Origin of the sequence: Nonlabens sp. YIK11 (assembly GCF_001413925.1) — a bacterium.
GTDB lineage: Bacteria > Bacteroidota > Bacteroidia > Flavobacteriales > Flavobacteriaceae > Nonlabens.
The window spans coordinates 548,074-564,093 of the sequence record NZ_LBMJ01000001.1 but is presented as its reverse complement, the minus strand read 5'-3'; the positions used below and the strand labels follow the sequence as shown (position 1 = coordinate 564,093).

16 protein-coding genes are annotated in these 16,020 nt (G+C 41.4%); 10 read left to right on the top strand and 6 right to left on the bottom strand.

Annotated elements, in window-relative coordinates; genetic code table 11:
* Nucleotides 1-71: 71 nt before the first annotated feature.
* A complete protein-coding gene (locus AAU57_RS02585) occupies nt 72-1,934 on the bottom strand; it encodes a cation:proton antiporter (RefSeq protein ID WP_055411439.1) in 1,863 nt (620 codons plus the stop codon).
* 206 nt (nt 1,935-2,140) lie between these two features.
* Between AAU57_RS02585 and AAU57_RS02580 the strand changes: the two genes are divergently transcribed.
* The 4 genes from AAU57_RS02580 (at nt 2,141) to AAU57_RS02565 (ending at nt 5,630) form a co-directional block, all read left to right on the top strand.
* On the top strand, nt 2,141-2,587 hold the full coding sequence (locus tag AAU57_RS02580) for a hypothetical protein (protein WP_055411438.1): 447 nt from the start codon (nt 2,141-2,143) through the stop codon (nt 2,585-2,587).
* A 71-nt stretch (nt 2,588-2,658) separates the two neighbouring features.
* Nucleotides 2,659-3,519: an MBL fold metallo-hydrolase gene (locus AAU57_RS02575; RefSeq protein ID WP_055411437.1), complete on the top strand. Its 861-nt coding sequence runs from the start codon at nt 2,659-2,661 to the stop codon at nt 3,517-3,519.
* Nucleotides 3,520-3,534: 15 nt separating this feature from the next.
* On the top strand, nt 3,535-5,184 hold the full coding sequence (locus AAU57_RS02570; protein WP_055411436.1) for a S8 family peptidase: 1,650 nt from the start codon (nt 3,535-3,537) through the stop codon (nt 5,182-5,184).
* A 236-nt stretch (nt 5,185-5,420) separates the two neighbouring features.
* Nucleotides 5,421-5,630: a hypothetical protein gene (locus AAU57_RS02565; protein WP_055411435.1), complete on the top strand. Its 210-nt coding sequence runs from the start codon at nt 5,421-5,423 to the stop codon at nt 5,628-5,630.
* Here AAU57_RS02565 and AAU57_RS02560 read toward each other — a convergent pair.
* Nucleotides 5,627-6,211: a riboflavin synthase gene (locus tag AAU57_RS02560; protein ID WP_055411434.1), complete on the bottom strand. Its 585-nt coding sequence runs from the start codon at nt 6,209-6,211 to the stop codon at nt 5,627-5,629. The genes AAU57_RS02565 and AAU57_RS02560 overlap by 4 nt on opposite strands.
* Before the next feature lie 59 nt (nt 6,212-6,270).
* Between AAU57_RS02560 and pdxA the strand changes: the two genes are divergently transcribed.
* The 6 genes from pdxA (at nt 6,271) to accC (ending at nt 11,206) form a co-directional block, all read left to right on the top strand.
* A complete protein-coding gene (gene pdxA / locus AAU57_RS02555; protein WP_055411433.1) occupies nt 6,271-7,326 on the top strand; it encodes a 4-hydroxythreonine-4-phosphate dehydrogenase PdxA in 1,056 nt (351 codons plus the stop codon).
* Between the two features lie 56 nt (nt 7,327-7,382).
* Nucleotides 7,383-7,922: a YceD family protein gene (locus tag AAU57_RS02550; protein ID WP_055411432.1), complete on the top strand. Its 540-nt coding sequence runs from the start codon at nt 7,383-7,385 to the stop codon at nt 7,920-7,922.
* A 5-nt stretch (nt 7,923-7,927) separates the two neighbouring features.
* The gene (rpmF, locus tag AAU57_RS14765) at nt 7,928-8,125 is read left to right on the top strand and encodes a 50S ribosomal protein L32 (protein WP_015361852.1); all 198 of its coding nucleotides are present in this window, start codon (nt 7,928-7,930) and stop codon (nt 8,123-8,125) included.
* Nucleotides 8,126-8,268: 143 nt separating this feature from the next.
* Complete coding sequence (locus AAU57_RS02545; protein ID WP_055411431.1) at nt 8,269-9,267, top strand: beta-ketoacyl-ACP synthase III; 999 nt, start codon at nt 8,269-8,271, stop codon at nt 9,265-9,267.
* Nucleotides 9,268-9,282: 15 nt separating this feature from the next.
* Nucleotides 9,283-9,765 (top strand): acetyl-CoA carboxylase biotin carboxyl carrier protein, encoded by a 483-nt coding sequence (gene accB / locus AAU57_RS02540; protein ID WP_055411430.1) that lies wholly within the window; start codon nt 9,283-9,285, stop codon nt 9,763-9,765.
* Nucleotides 9,766-9,856: 91 nt separating this feature from the next.
* On the top strand, nt 9,857-11,206 hold the full coding sequence (gene accC / locus AAU57_RS02535; protein ID WP_055411429.1) for an acetyl-CoA carboxylase biotin carboxylase subunit: 1,350 nt from the start codon (nt 9,857-9,859) through the stop codon (nt 11,204-11,206).
* 59 nt (nt 11,207-11,265) lie between these two features.
* Here accC and AAU57_RS02530 read toward each other — a convergent pair whose 3' ends face one another.
* The 4 genes from AAU57_RS02530 to AAU57_RS02515 form a co-directional block, all read right to left on the bottom strand.
* Complete coding sequence (locus AAU57_RS02530) at nt 11,266-11,880, bottom strand: hypothetical protein (RefSeq protein WP_055411428.1); 615 nt, start codon at nt 11,878-11,880, stop codon at nt 11,266-11,268.
* A gap of 99 nt (nt 11,881-11,979) precedes the next feature.
* Nucleotides 11,980-14,121, bottom strand: a complete 2,142-nt coding sequence (locus AAU57_RS02525) for a TonB-dependent receptor (RefSeq protein ID WP_055411427.1) — start codon at nt 14,119-14,121, stop codon at nt 11,980-11,982.
* Between the two features lie 95 nt (nt 14,122-14,216).
* Entirely contained in the window at nt 14,217-15,143 is a 927-nt protein-coding gene (locus tag AAU57_RS02520; RefSeq protein WP_055411426.1) for an ABC transporter ATP-binding protein, read from the bottom strand.
* A gap of 30 nt (nt 15,144-15,173) precedes the next feature.
* A complete protein-coding gene (locus AAU57_RS02515; protein WP_197275382.1) occupies nt 15,174-15,884 on the bottom strand; it encodes a response regulator transcription factor in 711 nt (236 codons plus the stop codon).
* Nucleotides 15,885-16,020: the final 136 nt, after the last annotated feature.

Sequence of the window (16,020 nt, the reverse complement as noted above, 5' to 3'; positions counted from 1 at the left end):
GCGAAAGCGAACTTGCTAAAAACCTGAAGCTTTTACCACGCCTTTACCATAGTCATTTTAGGAGGAATGATTTATTCTTCCACATTTTCCATGGTCACCTCGCCACTGGCTTGTTCTACAATTTGTTTACCCATGTAAACGAGTAGGCTGCCTTCTTCAATCTCAATTTCTAAAGAATTAGAAGGAATCAAATCGATCTTTTTGCCGGTTCTAATAAATAATGGAACGATGTCGGTATCGGTTTTAGTGATCTCAATCAACCCACGGAAATGCTCTGTGCTATTCAGTTCGATCTCATGAATATCGCCGTAATGACGGGCAACTTCCATCAGGTTGACATAATCGTCTGTAGCAGAAAATAATCCAGCATCTGGATTCTCATTCGGATTGCTTATTTCGCTGGAGTGCACCAATCTAAAGGCGCCATTTTCTCCATATAGTTTACCAAACCTCTCTATCGCATAATCATTGATTTGCGAGTTACCAGTAAGCGCCAGCAGGTATCCTATATTGTTGAATTCAATATCGTCCGTCAAGGCATCGCTGTAGATATCGGCAACCTGGGCATCAAGGCCCCTTTCTTTTGCGGCGCGTATGTTATTATTGTTGGTATCTATGAGAACGACACTTCTACCGTGTTCTTTAAGATATTGGGCGATAAGCCTTGAGAACTTAGAAGCGCCCACGATCATGATACCTTCAGATTGCTTGAGGAATACGCCTACGATTTTGGCAAATAATCTGGCTGTAGTTGCATTCAAAAGAACCGTTCCCAGAACGATCATGAAAACTAATGGCGTGATGTACTCTGCTCCAGGAATACCTTGGCTCACCAATTTGGATCCGAAAAGTGAGGCGATACCAGCGGCAACGATACCACGCGGTCCTACCCAAGAAATAAACAACTTCTCATTCAGGTTGAGCCCACTATTGATGCTACTCGCAAAAACTCCCAATGGCCTGATGACCAATACGACCACACCAAACAACAAGGCAGTTCTCCAATTATAAAGTAATTCTAGGTTTGCCATGTCAATATTGGCCGCAAGCAGAATAAATAGAATAGAGATAAGAAGGACACTAAGCGACTCCTTAAAATAAAGCAGCTCTTTAATATTAGGTAAATTGATATTACCTAACACCATTCCCATAACTACAACCGCAAGAAGTCCAGACTCGTGAGCAAAAGAGTCGCTCAAAACAAAAACACCCAGAACCGTTGCCAGTGTAAAAACATTTAAAAGGTAGTGAGGTACCTGTTTCGCCTTTATGATAAAAGCAAGGCCGTGAGCAAAAGAGAATCCAAAAGAGAACCCAAACAATACAATTTTACCAAACTCTTGAAGCGCGACCACGGTAAACTCGCCTCCAGCATTTGCACTGATAAATTCAAAAACCAAAACGGCAAAAAGCGCCCCAATTGGGTCTATCAATATTCCTTCCCATTTAAGAATGGAACTTATGTCCTTTTTGAGCGGTATGTTGCGCAAGATAGGCGTGATTACCGTTGGACCAGTCACAATGATAAGCGCACTAAACAGCAAAGAAATTTCCCAGGACAATCCAAAAATGAAATGTGTTGCCACACCAGCACCTAAAAATGTGATGATCACCGCAACAGAAATCAATTTACCTATCACAGGTCCAGTGTTCAAGATCTCGGCGCGTTTAAGGGTCAATCCACCTTCAAAAAGGATGATGCTAATCGCCAGAGAAACAAAGTAATACAGGCTGTCGCCAGGGAAAAGACCCAACTCAGACTCTAGGTCAAAAACAGGTTGGATAAGCTTGGTATGTTCTGCAGTAAAAAGTGTCGCCAGTGGACCTACTAAAAGTCCTATGATGATCAATGGTAAAATGGCGGGAATCTTGAATCTCCAGGCGGTCCATTGTGCCAGTATTCCCAATATGATAATTCCAGAAAGTTCTAACATGGGCTAGTTATAAGGGCTGAAATTACAACCTTTTGATGAGGTTGAAAAGTAGTAAGTTCGAGTGTAAGCGTGATAAGCATATAACATCGGGTATAATTTGACCTGTAAAAACATAACTGCAATTATGTATCAATTCAAATATACCCTGAATAGGGTATAGGTTTTTAATCTCATGGACAATAGCTTTAAGCTCAAAATCCAACCAGATGCAAAAAGCAACTTTCCTATTCGTAATCACAGTGCTGTTTACGGTCACTATCACCACAGCACAAAACATTACAGCAGTAAAATATTCTTTGTTTGAGAAAACGACAAACGATCACTGGCTTAGAATAACACCCAATACTTTTGATGGGAACGTTTCAGAAACCACCAAGACCTCTGGAGTTTATGCAGTAATGATCTGCTATACTTTCAATGGTAAGGAAAAGTCTGTTTTTCAAGATGTTACTTCAAAATTTGTCAATGGAGAGGATTATATCTACACTTTTTCATTTGGCACGGCCAGCCTTGATAAGCTCAAGCTTAATAATGTCACTTTCTTTAGAAGGGACAAGTCTAAGGAAACATGGCCTAGCAAAGATGGCTGTAATGACGGTCAAGTTTTGAGAAGCGCAAATACATTTGCAATAAGCAGTCTGTATAACCGCTAGAGTATTAAACAAGTCATAATATTAAGGGCCAGTTTAACGTCAACCTGACCTATTTTGTATTTTGCAGGTATATGAAAATATATCCTGTAGAAGCTGGAAATTTCAAATTGGATGGCGGTGCTATGTTTGGCGTGGTGCCTAAGTCTTTATGGTCTCGCACTAACCCGGCAGACTCCAACAACATGATCGATATGGCGGCGCGCTGCCTGTTGATTGAGAATGGCGACAGACTCACGCTGCTGGATACGGGAATGGGTAATAAACAGTCTGAAAAGTTCTTCGGCTACTATTACATGGATCATAAATATGATCTGGATAGCTCCCTCAACAAATTAGGTTTTTCTAGGGATGATATCACAGACGTGTTCCTTACTCATCTACATTTTGATCATTCTGGTGGTGCAATAGTTTATAATAAGGAAAAGAAGATTTATGAGCCCGCTTTCGCGAAAGCGAAATTCCACACCAACCACAACCACTGGAAATGGGCTACAGAACCTAACGAAAGAGAAAAAGCAAGCTTCCTTAAAGAAAATATTCTACCCATTGAAGAAAGTGGCCAGCTCCATTTTATAGACCAAACCTCAGAATTTCAAGAGCGTGATGAGATGGATTTTGGCATTTTGTTTGTGGATGGTCACACTGAAAAGATGATGATCCCACACCTGGAAGTTGACGGTAAAACCCTTGTTTATATGGCAGACCTTTTGCCTACCGCAGGTCATATTCCTTTACCATATGTAATGGGCTATGATACAAGACCATTGTTAACTCTTGATGAAAAGGCAAAATTCCTGGACAGAGCAGCTACACATAACTACTATTTGATCCTGGAACACGATCCTTTTCATGAAATTATCACTGTAAAACATACTGATAAAGGTGTGCGACTGGATAAAGTCTTTACCTTCAAAGAATTATTTGACAATTAATTTAATCCTATACTAATGAATAAAAACTTTTTTAAATACACTTTTCTTGCCGTAGTAGCAGCTAGTACACTTGCTGGTTGTGGAGGTAGCAGCTTGAATATTGCTTCACCACCTATTGAAAATATAGATCAACGACCACTAAAAGTTGGAGAGCTTTCTGAAGCTGAGGCAAAAAACTGGAAGGATCTGGATCTTGCCATGGACACTGTTCCTGGAATGTCTGTTGATAGAGCTTATAATGAACTGTTGACTACTACCGTAAACGGTAAAACAGTAGTGCGTAAAGGTGAGCCTGTTATTGTAGCCATTATTGACTCTGGTGTAGACATTGAGCATGAAGATCTGGATGGTGTTATCTGGACTAATGAGGATGAAATCCCTGGAAACGGCATTGACGATGACAAGAATGGTTATGTGGATGACATTCACGGCTGGAACTTTTTGGGAGACATCGTGGATGAAAACCTTGAGTACGAGAGAATCGTAAGAGACAAGGCAAAATTACCTGCAGATATCGTTGCAAAAGCTCAAGCTGAATACGATGAGAAGGTTGCCGAGGCGAGCCAGACCAAAATGGTTTATGAGCAAATCCTACAGCAAATCAATCAGGTTGATGCAACGCTTGAGAAATTCTCTGGTAAAGATGACTATACCAACGAGGATATAGAAAAGGCTGCCAAATCTGATGATCCTCAAGTGCAGCAGGCAGCTGCTACCTTGAAAGCCTATATGGCGCAAGGACTAGAATCTGCAGACCAAGCTAAAGAAGAGTTGACTAAATTGATCAACAGCGCTACAAGTCTTATGAACGGTGATAAGCTTAAAACCAATTATCGTAGAGATATATTAGGTGATGACCCTTATGTTTGGGATACGGGTGTTTATGGTAATAATGAATATTCTGGACCAGATCCTAAAAAAGCCGATGCTTTTCATGGGACTCACGTTGCAGGTATCGTTGCGGCAGAGCGTAATAATGGCTTAGGCGTTAATGGCGTCGCCAACAATGCACAGATTATGGTATTGAGAGCCGTTTCTCAAGCAGATGAGTACGACAAGGATGTTGCTAAAGCAATACGCTATGCAGCAGACAATGGCGCTAAAGTCATTAATACAAGCTTTGGAAAGTATCATTCTCCTAATCCAGAATGGGTATGGGATGCGATAAAATATGCCGCAAGCAAGGATGTGCTTATTGTAAATGCAGCCGGTAATGAGTCTATAGATACGGATTTCACTCAGGTATACCCACAAGACCAAGAAGGAACAGGAGCCAACATTTCTGATAACTTCTTGACCGTTGGCGCACTTGCACCTACTTACGGTCCAAAGATGGTTGCTAACTTCTCCAACTATGGAAGATCTTCTGTTGACATCTTCGCTCCAGGCGTCGCTATATATTCTACGGCACCATTAAACGAGTACAGAAATGCAGGTGGTACTAGTATGGCCTCACCAGCAGTAGCAGGAGTGGCGGCGGTGATAAGATCTCAGTTCCCAAAATTAACAGCGGCACAGACTAAGCAAGTCATTTTGGACAGCGGTTTGACAACCAGTATTGATGTAGTTTTAGGTGACGAGAGTAAAAAAGGCTTTGATGAGATTACTGTTTCTGGAAAAATGGCAAACCTTTACAATGCCTTGATTCTAGCTTCTAAAATGTAGATAACGTCTCAATTTGTAAGATAAACCTCGAAATGTAATATTTCGAGGTTTTTTGCGTTTTGGGGTTTCACATTATTTGTTAATTTGCCGTTCAAACGCGAATGTTCGTAAATTGTTAATAACATAAGTTAACTTATACGACGTATAGCATGAAAAAAACGATATAAGAACTAAAAAGACCGTTTTTACGTATTTAACTATCAGAACCCCCTATTTTTGCTACTAGTTAATAATCAATGCTAATACAACTCTACATCTTCACCACAGCTTTGGTGCTGCAAGGTTCTGCAGATTCTCCGCCGGTGCCTAAAATGGGAGGTCCAGCCCCACCAGTAGGTGATCCTGTTCCAATTGATGAGTCTATTTTGGTATTAGTATTACTCGCTATTTGTATTGGAGTTTGGCATCTTTACTCCGGCAGGGTAAAAGATTTCAAAGGAAATTAAAGAGACATCAACCTCTTGACATATTTACCTATAACATCAAATTCTAAATTCACCGTATCTCTTACCTCTAATCGTTTAAAGCCGGTATGTTCATAGGTGTAAGGAATGATGGCTACGGAAAACGAAGACTCTCTTGAGTTAACAACGGTTAAGCTAACACCGTTGATACAAATACTGCCTTTCTCAATAGTGACATTATTTGAACTAGGATCATACTCAAATGAGAAAATCCACGAACCATTTTCTTCACTTTTTTCAATGCAGGTAGCTATTTGGTCGACATGACCCTGCACGATATGACCATCAAGCCGGGCATTCATAAGCATGGCTCTTTCCATATTCACCAGATCACCAACCTTCCAAGCGCCTAAATTGGTTTTTTTCAAGGTTTCATTGATCGCTGTTACCTTATATTGCTTGCCCGACAATTCCACAACAGTTAGGCAGACACCATCATGACTGACACTTTGGTCAACTTTCAATTCTGACGCGAGGTCATTTTCAAGCGTGAAATGCACGTTAGACTGATCTTGATCAATCTGTATAATTTTTGAAGTAGACTCTATGATTCCTGTGAACATAAGTAGTTGAAAACCGTTATTTTTAGACTTTCAAAAATACAGCGAAAAGCGCTCACTTCATGGCAAAGCAAAAGAACATTAAGGTAGGTATTAGTATTGGTGACCCCAATGGAATAGGCGGTGAGATTATATTAAAAGCATTTGAGGATCCTATGATGCTTGAACTATACACACCTGTCATTTTTGCAAGTACCAGACTCTTCTCTTTTTACCTTAAAGAATTTGATTTGTCTAACAAGATTCACGGTATTAAATCTTTGGATGATGTTGTTCTAGGTAAAATCAATGTGGTAAGATTGCTGGAAGATGATTTTAGTGTTGAATGGGGAACCGTTAGCCCAAAGGCTGGCGAGGTTGCCATTAAAAGTCTGCGAGCTGCGGTTGAAGCCTTAAAGGAGAATCAAATCAATGTCTTGGTCACTGCACCGATACATAAAGAAGCTATTCAGTCAGATGACTTTAAATTTCCTGGACATACAGATTTTTTGAATCAAGAACTGGAAGGCGAGAGCTTGATGTTTATGATTTCTGAGAGCCTGCGTGTAGGATTGATCACAGACCATGTTCCCATCAGTGAAGTAGCTAACCAAATAACGGGTAAGCTTATAAAATCCAAAATCGGAACGATTAAAAAATCGTTGAAGAGAGATTTCGGTATTACAAAACCAAAAATTGCGGTTTTGGGAATTAATCCACATGTGGGTGATAATGGTGTCATTGGAAGGGACGATCAAGAAAAACTGATTCCTGCGCTGGAAGAATTGAGGGAAGATGGTAATATTATTTTTGGCCCATATGCTGCAGATGCCTTTTTTGGCAGCGGCAACTATAAAAACTTCGACGCTATTTTAGCAAGTTACCACGACCAAGGCTTGGTGCCTTTTAAGACCTTGAGCTTTGGATCTGGAGTTAATTACACTGCTGGTTTGAGCCATGTTAGAACCAGCCCAGATCATGGTACTGGGTTTGATATTGCTGGAAAAAATGAAGCAAAACCTAGTTCTATGATCGCTGCGATACATGCTGCGGTTGCGATATACCGCAACAGAATGAGCTATGACAAACTGACCTCAAATCCATTAAAATCTAGCTCTAGAAAACGCAGAGAATATTAACAGGGCTTTTTTAATAACTTTTATTATCTTTGCCCGCTCTTTGAAAAGAGAATATTATGGAACTCAAAGAATTCAAAATCGCCTTTGCTGGACTTAAGCAAGGTAAACATGAGTTTTCCTTTGAGCTTGATAATGAGTTTTTTGAAAGTTTTGGATACGATGAGTTTAATTCTGCTGCAGTAATTGCTGATGTAGAATTGGATAAAAGATCAACACTCATGGACCTTCATTTAGTAGGTTCAGGTAGCGTTAATGTCAACTGCGATGTTACCAATGAGCCTTTTGATATGCCTGTCGAAGCCACAATGGACATTGTGGTAAAATTTGGAGAGCGCTTCAATGATGACAATGAGGATATTTTGATCTTACCTCATGGGGAATATGAGTTGAACGTGGCTCAATACCTTTATGAAATGGTTGTTTTATCCATACCACTTAAAAAAACACATCCAGGACTGGAAGATGGTTCTTTAGAATCAGATGTTTTGGAAAAATTAGAAGAATTAAAACTGTCAAATCCAGACGAGTCAGAAGAAGGAATTGACATTGATCCCAGATGGGACGCATTAAAAAAATTAAAAACGGATAATAATTAATAGCCATGGCGCATCCTAAGAGAAAAATCTCGAAAACGAGAAGAGACAAAAGAAGAACGCACTACAAAGCATCAGTTCCACAAATCGCAACTGATAGCACAACTGGTGAGGCTCACTTATACCACCGTGCTCACTGGCATGAAGGTAAATTGTACTATAGAGGTAATGTCCTTATAGACAAAACTGAGGTTGCCGAGGCATAACATAAAACCTTAGATAACACTGCTTTCTAGCAGTTTTATATCGAATTTGATAAAAAATGACACGTTTTTACGAGAAAATGTGTCATTTTTTCTTGTTTTTTAGTAGCTTTCAAAGTTGAAGTAATCCTTCTAGTAATTAAGGTATGATAGATATGAAAGCGGCCATAACTGCCGTAGGCGCTTATGTCCCTGAATATAGACTTACCAATTCCATCCTGGAAACCATGGTAGATACCAATGATGAGTGGATCACCACTCGCACCGGTATTAAAGAACGTCGCATACTCAAAGATCCAGATAAAGGATCTTCATTTCTCGCTATTAAAGCAGCACAGGATCTTTTAGGAAAATCTAACACAGATCCTTCCACCATAGACTTGGTGATAGTTGCAACCGCGACTCCAGATATGCCAGTGGCATCAACGGCGGCTTATGTAGCTACAGAAATAGGTGCTATCAATGCTTTTTCCTACGACTTGATGGCTGCCTGCTCCAGTTTCCTATACGGTATGAGCAATGCCGCAGCTTACATTCAATCTGGGCGATATAAAAAGGTGTTATTGATTGGTGCAGACAAAATGTCCAGCATCATCGACTATAAAGACCGCGCCACGTGTATCATTTTTGGAGATGCAGGTGGCGCGGTTCTTTTTGAACCCAATGAGGAAGGATATGGGCTTCAAGATGAGATCTTACGTACAGACGGTAGCGGTAGGGATTTCTTGCGTATCGAGGCCGGTGGCTCACTAATGCCTGCAAGCCTGGATACGGTAAAGAACAACCAACACTTTGTGTACCAAGATGGTAAGAATGTTTTCAAACACGCTGTTTCTAATATGGCAGATGTGTCTGAACAGATTGTAAAAAGAAACAACCTTACTAATAATGATATTGACTGGCTTGTACCTCATCAAGCAAATAAGCGCATCATAGATGCCACGGCCAGACGTGTACAGCTTCCAGAAGAACAGGTAATGGTGAACATCCATAAATATGGGAATACGACCAGTGCCACCTTACCACTTTGTCTAAACGATTACGAAAAACAACTCAAAAAAGGAGATAACCTTGTATTTGCTGCCTTTGGTGGTGGTTTTACTTGGGGATCCATTCTCTTGAAATGGGCCTATAATACTAATTAATAATAACCATTAACTATGGAACTTAAGGAAATACAGAATCTAATCAAATTTGTGGCAAAGTCAGGCGCCAGTGAGGTCAAGCTAGAAATGGATGACATCAAGATCACCATCAAAACAGGATCTGACGAGCCTAACATCACCTACATGCAACAGCCCATGGCACAGCAGGCCGCTCCAGCACCAGCCGCAGCTCCAGCTGCTCCAGCAGCGTCTAACGAGAGCGCCGCACCAGCTGCATCTGCATCAAGTGATGACAAGTATATTACCGTCAAATCTCCTATCATAGGAACGTTCTATAGAAAACCTTCTCCAGAAAAGGATACTTTTGTTGAGGTAGGCGATAGCGTTAAGGTTGGTGACACCTTGTGTATCATCGAGGCCATGAAACTCTTCAACGAGATTGAAAGTGAGGTATCGGGAACGATCGTCAAAGTTCTTATCGACGATATGTCGCCAGTAGAATTTGACCAGCCATTATTTTTAGTAGACCCATCCTAGTTCTACAGCTAGACTAGATTGTAAATGTTGTGGTGATGACGCTTTCGCGAAAGCGATATCTCCATAAACACACTCACTAAAAACAAACATTATGTTTAAAAAAATATTGATTGCAAATCGTGGTGAGATCGCATTACGTGTTATACGTACCTGTAAAGAAATGGGTATCAAGACCGTAGCGGTTTATTCTACGGCAGATGCTGACAGTCTCCACGTAAAATTTGCAGACGAGGCCGTTTGTATTGGACCACCACCCAGCAACCTATCCTATCTTAAGATGTCCAACATTATAAGCGCTGCAGAGATTACAAATGCAGACGCGATACATCCAGGATACGGTTTCTTGTCAGAAAATGCAGATTTTTCTCGCATTTGCGATGAGCATAAAATCAAATTCATAGGCGCGAGTCCAGACATGATCGCCAAAATGGGAGATAAGGCAACTGCCAAAGCTACCATGAAGGCTGCTGGAGTACCTTGCGTACCAGGATCTGAAGGTATCATTCCAGACTTTGAGACCTGTAAGAAAATCGCACTTGAAACAGGTTATCCTGTCATGCTCAAAGCTACTGCCGGTGGCGGTGGTAAAGGGATGAGAGCGGTCTGGTCAGAAGATAAACTGCAAGCCGCATGGGAAAGTGCACGCCAGGAAAGTAAGGCCGCGTTTGGCAATGATGACATGTACATGGAAAAACTCATTGAAGAGCCACGACATATCGAGATCCAAATCGTGGGAGACAGCTTTGGTAAGGCATGTCACTTGAGTGAACGCGACTGTAGTGTTCAACGACGTCACCAGAAGCTGACTGAAGAAGTACCATCGCCTTTCATGACTAAAAAGTTGCGTAAGGACATGGGAGAAGCAGCAGTCCGCGCCGCGGAATATATCGCATATGAAGGTGCTGGAACCGTTGAGTTTCTTGTGGATAAACACCGCAACTTCTACTTTATGGAAATGAATACCCGTATCCAGGTAGAGCACCCTATTACGGAACAAGTGATCGATTTTGACTTGATACGCGAGCAAATTTTAGTGGCTAGCGGCGTCAAAATCTCTGGTAAGAATTATGAGCCTGCATTGCACTCGATTGAATGTCGTATAAATGCAGAGGATCCATATAATGGCTTTAGACCATCTCCAGGTAAAATCACCACACTTCATGCGCCTGGTGGTCATGGAGTACGATTGGACACTCACGTTTACGCGGGCTATTCCATTCCGCCTAACTATGATAGTATGATTGCTAAGTTGATTACAACTGCACGTACACGTCAAGAGGCGATTGATAAAATGAAGCGCGCCCTAGATGAGTTTGTGATAGAAGGTGTGAAAACGACCATTCCATTTCACAGACAATTGATGGATGAGCCTGCTTATGTAAAAGGTGATTACACCACTGCATTCATGGACACATTTGTCATGAAGCCGTTAGAGGACTAACAATCTATACAGAAATAAGTAAGCGCCACATGATTCATGTGGCGCTTTTGTTTTTGGGATTATTGACAATCCTTTTGCGCGTCGATGGTGCCCTTGAGTCCCCAAGAAGGTTCAAATCCAGTTACAGTTTCTTTTTTAAATAGAGCAACAGCTTTTTCTAGGCCACTGCAATAGGGCGTTACATCCTTATTAAAATAACGGGCACTGCCCATCAACCACTGTGCACGATTGCTCACTACTCTTGGATTGTCTGGCGCCATGGCATAGGCCTTTTCATAGAGGGCGCTCGTGGCTGCAGAAAGCTTCATTCCATAAATAGATCCATCATAGTTGATCCAGCACGTATTGAGCAGTCCTTGAAGCACCATAACCTCTGGATTGTTGGGAGATAATTGATCGGTTAGGGTGATGTATTCTTGAGCGTGTTTCATGGTTGCGAGCGTTTCTTCTGGACCGTATTGTCCCCAGGAGCTATTGATGTTTGCCAGAGCGACATAATAGGCAGGCAACCAGTTCTCCTTTTCGGCTTTTGAGATGCGTTCAAATTGTTGAGCTGCCGCCTTATTGTCCGTTTTTAGTAGTTCTAGGGCGTTGCCCATCGCTTTTTCATAGGGTGTCTGTGCCATGATTAATGCTGTGAATAGTAATAATAGAGTAGTGGCTATAGTCTTCATAATGCTTTGATTGTTATAGGTTTAGTTCAAATGTCTAGGTAATTTCGCTTTCGCGAAAGCGAAACAAACCCAACTGTCATTTTACCTATCTGAACTGTATTACAAATTGTCCAGCTGATTGTCCTTACCGCCAATAGTCCAGAAGAAGCCCACGAAAATGAACCGGTCTGCGGCCTGACCTATCGTGCGTCTATCAAATTGACCCTGAACATCTGGTGTGTTGCTGTATTGATACCCAAAGACGTTGTCACGACCCAATACATTACTAATGGATAGGTAAAGAATCTTTTGGTCATCGATAAGGTATGCCCAGTTAAAATCTAGGCTTTGGAATGATGCTGTCGTGTCGTTTAGGAATCCGTTCTCATTGGCATTTGTAAAGGGTCTACCGCTGGAATAGTTGTAAGTGAACCCTACTTGTGACTGTAGATCTTCCATCCAGTATTTTGTCACGATGCTCAAATTGTGGTCTGTCGCAAAGGCAGGCGTTGCGGTTTCAGGATAATTGCGATAAAGTCGCTCTGTATCCAGACAGGAATAGCTTATCCAGTATTCTAAGTTTTTAATGGACTGCTCATCTCTCCAGAAAAGATCCAAGCCTGCTGCATATCCATTGCCGTCGTTGGAGTAGGAGCTGTCAAAGCTAGGCATGGCAGAGTCGTAGGTCAATAGGTGATCGTACTTTTTATAGTAAGCCTCGGCACGTAGCATGCGATTGTTTTTCTTGTGCAGAAAATTAAGGATGTAGTGTTGGGCTGTTTCTGTTTCTAAACTAGAATCGTATTGAAGAATACTATTATCAATTTGCTGGTGAAACATCCCATAGGCTGCCGATAATTGCGAACTCTCGCTCAAGCTTATAGCGGCACTCAATCTAGGTGATAGGGTTGCTTTTTGTGTCGTATTAAAATAATCAGCACGACCACCTATTTTAAAAGCTAGTTCTTTAGACGCAAAGATTTCAGCTTCTGCAAAAGCACCGGTATTGTATTGGTTGATCCTTGTCTGGAAAGGTTGATTTTCAAATAAAACTTTTTCATTACTATGGATGGCAAACTGTTCTGCTCCAAAGAATAGTTTGAAATAATTATTATAGCGCTTGGAAAGTTTAAGCTTTGCATGAGCTGCAGTTTCTGCATTTTCTAATGTAGTTGTTTTAATGTTCAAATCGGTATGATCTCTTGAAACACTCAAGGCCGCCTGCACATCCCAACTTTGTGAAAGTTCGCCGTTATAGTTGAGATTGCCGTAATAATTGCGGTTGCGCAACCCTAAGAAGAATCCATCCTCAATATCAATATCTTCTTGAATCAAGCTAAAATCACTGTATGAAAAGGCGCCGTAGGCTTTAAACAGACCCTTATCTGTTTTGTGCCTATAAACAGCCTCGCCATTGAAGCTTTGATATGGATCAATGAATTGATTGTTTTGTGGTACAAGATCGTTGTAAGGCGCTAGATTGATATACGTGGCATTGACGCTCAAGCTATTGTCATCCCAGATTTGAGTATTACCGCCACCAAAGCCTACACTCATCAATTGTACTTCGGTTTCTTCTTGGGTTGGGAAATTGGTGGTGTTGAGCAGTAAAATAGAGGACAAAGCGTCTCCATATTCTGCGCTGTAGCCACCGGTAGAAAAGGTGATACCATCAAATAAAAATGGCGAAAACCTGCCTCGTGTAGGTATATTTCCAGTCGTAGGAATGTATGGACTAAATACTCGATTCCCGTCAATGAAAATCTGAGTTTCATCTGCGGTGCCACCTCGAACGAACAGGCGACCATCTTCTGGATTTGCCGTGGTTCCCGGTAATGTTTGCAATGCGCCCAGAACATCTCCAACGGCACCAGCGGTTGTGACGATGTCAAGAGGCTTTAGAGCGCTAGCTTTTGAACTGTCGCCAGCGCTAAAACTACCGGCACTTAATACAACGGTATTGAGTTCATTCATGCTTTCCCTAAGTGAAATGGTCACCTTGTTTAAGGTAGAAACATCTGCCTCACGTCTAAACTCCTCATAACCTACAAAACTGGCGAGAAGAATCACCATTTCAGTTTCTGAAGTCGTGAAGGTAAAATTCCCATCAACATCAGACATAGCTCCATCATAGGTTCCTTCTAGATAGACGTTCACGCCCATCAATGGCTGCTTCTTTGAATCCGTAATGGTCCCAGAAATTGTTGTTTGCGCAGTCGTAGCAGCTGAAATAAGAAGTATAAATAGTAGTAGCTTTTTCATGGTTGTCGGTTTGATGTGACAAACATGCGGCGGTTTTATACTGTGCTCAATTTTAAGCTACCCAACTGTAGAATCCAGTTCCTGAAATGATTTTACTACTTGATTTTTAAATAAACTATTGAAGAATTGGAGAGCTCCTTCTGTGATTTTACCCAAAATGTACGCTCTGCAGACTTGCATTCAATCAAATAAGAATCGCCTTTGAAATAGGAATTGACCACTACGGTTTCATATCCAGCATTTGCGATCTCTAATTGATATGGATATAACAAAAGATCTTTTGTATTTGACATCACACCAGATGGCAACACGTTGATATCATCAAACAAAGTAGCTCCGTAAACGTCTTTTGGGTTATGGTACACTTCCCTGGTAGATCGATGATCTACGATGTGACCAGCTCTCATAATGATGGTTTCATCAGTAAATGAAAGCACATCATCGCGATCATGTGTCGCGATAAGAGCACTAATTTTTTCTTCCTTCAAGTATTTGAAAAGTCTGCGTCTTAAAGTGTTTTTCCTAAAATTATCCACGTGGCTGAAGGGTTCGTCAAGCAATAGTAGCTGTGGTTGTTGCGCCAGTGCTTTGGCAATGGCGACACGTTGCTTTTGACCACCAGAAAGAGTTTTGACCTTACGGTCTGCATAGGTTTCCATTTCAACGACCTCTAAAAGTCTGTGGATAGTTTGTCCACGATCATCCAGTTGTATGGAAAGGTGCTCGCCCACGTTCTCAAATACCGTGGTATAGGGCATAAGGTTAAACTCTTGCGGTACGTATTTCATCATGGGATGACCGGGAACGAGATGATGGTCTGGACCCAGTAATTCTTTGCCATTCCACAGGATTTTACCAATATCAGGCTGCAAGAGCCCATAAATGAGATTGAGTAGAGTGCTTTTCCCGCAGCCGCTCTCGCCCATGACGGCAACAACAGCACCTTGCTCCAACTGTAGGGAGATGTTTTTGAGGGTTTTCGCTTTCGCGAAAGCGAAATCAATATCAACTAGTTGCAGCATCCAGCAAAGGTACTGCCCATAGAGCTTGTCCTACAAGAAAGCACTGCCAAATTGATGCCAGTCATTACTGGACTTGATGCCCAGCTTTTTAATGATGGACTTCCTATGGGTGGCTATAGTGGACTCTGATAAGAAGAGACGCTCTGCGATCTCACGGTTCACCTCGCCGCTGCAAATCGCCTTTAGGATTTCAAATTCCCTCAAGGTCAACTGCTCAAACTTCTCTGAATGCTCTATCCTAAACTGAAACTGCTCTTTAAGTTTATCCAGGTGCCTAATGGCGTGCGGCAACTGTCTGTGATGCACCTCTAAGGTGATTTGGGTGGCGTCAATCGTTCTATTGATTTCATAGGCGATCTTCTCTTTATCCTCGGGATAATTACCTTCTAACAGGAATCGCATGGCTTTTTCCCTGCAAACGAAATACCTGGGCTGCATGATGCTGTTTACCTTATTAAAGGAATCGATGATGGAGATATGTGCCTCTTGATCCTTGGGAATGGTAAAGGCAAGCCTGCGTAGACCGTATTTGTATTGGGGTTCAAGAATTTCTCTCTCGATCCAATTATGCAATTCGTTGGGAATATCCAGCGTGAACTTTTCTTGCAGCCATAAAACACCCTTCGGTTTCAGTTTTTTGAACAGACAAAGAAAGCTTCTCAGCTCTTTTTTAAAGTGATCCACAGTCAATTGCTTATCAGTCCATTCTTGTACGAGGATTTCGTTTATCGAATGGATCATAAGATGATCTGATTGGTAAAGTTGTGTCATTTTCAAAACTTTTGAATGGAGACCTTAAACTAATTGTCAATTCAAAAATGAAAAAAAGACGTGCTAATTACCTATAAATAAAGGGGTTTGTCGTGAGTGACATCAT

Coding starts and splice junctions, on each gene's coding strand:
- AAU57_RS02585 (WP_055411439.1), bottom strand. CDS start 1,934: ATGTTAGAACTTTCTGGAATTATCATATTGGGAATACTGGCACAATGG.
- AAU57_RS02580 (WP_055411438.1), top strand. CDS start 2,141: ATGCAAAAAGCAACTTTCCTATTCGTAATCACAGTGCTGTTTACGGTC.
- AAU57_RS02575 (WP_055411437.1), top strand. CDS start 2,659: ATGAAAATATATCCTGTAGAAGCTGGAAATTTCAAATTGGATGGCGGT.
- AAU57_RS02570 (WP_055411436.1), top strand. CDS start 3,535: ATGAATAAAAACTTTTTTAAATACACTTTTCTTGCCGTAGTAGCAGCT.
- AAU57_RS02565 (WP_055411435.1), top strand. CDS start 5,421: ATGCTAATACAACTCTACATCTTCACCACAGCTTTGGTGCTGCAAGGT.
- AAU57_RS02560 (WP_055411434.1), bottom strand. CDS start 6,211: ATGTTCACAGGAATCATAGAGTCTACTTCAAAAATTATACAGATTGAT.
- pdxA (WP_055411433.1), top strand. CDS start 6,271: ATGGCAAAGCAAAAGAACATTAAGGTAGGTATTAGTATTGGTGACCCC.
- AAU57_RS02550 (WP_055411432.1), top strand. CDS start 7,383: ATGGAACTCAAAGAATTCAAAATCGCCTTTGCTGGACTTAAGCAAGGT.
- rpmF (WP_015361852.1), top strand. CDS start 7,928: ATGGCGCATCCTAAGAGAAAAATCTCGAAAACGAGAAGAGACAAAAGA.
- AAU57_RS02545 (WP_055411431.1), top strand. CDS start 8,269: ATGATAGATATGAAAGCGGCCATAACTGCCGTAGGCGCTTATGTCCCT.
- accB (WP_055411430.1), top strand. CDS start 9,283: ATGGAACTTAAGGAAATACAGAATCTAATCAAATTTGTGGCAAAGTCA.
- accC (WP_055411429.1), top strand. CDS start 9,857: ATGTTTAAAAAAATATTGATTGCAAATCGTGGTGAGATCGCATTACGT.
- AAU57_RS02530 (WP_055411428.1), bottom strand. CDS start 11,880: ATGAAGACTATAGCCACTACTCTATTATTACTATTCACAGCATTAATC.
- AAU57_RS02525 (WP_055411427.1), bottom strand. CDS start 14,121: ATGAAAAAGCTACTACTATTTATACTTCTTATTTCAGCTGCTACGACT.
- AAU57_RS02520 (WP_055411426.1), bottom strand. CDS start 15,143: ATGCTGCAACTAGTTGATATTGATTTCGCTTTCGCGAAAGCGAAAACC.
- AAU57_RS02515 (WP_197275382.1), bottom strand. CDS start 15,884: ATGATCCATTCGATAAACGAAATCCTCGTACAAGAATGGACTGATAAG.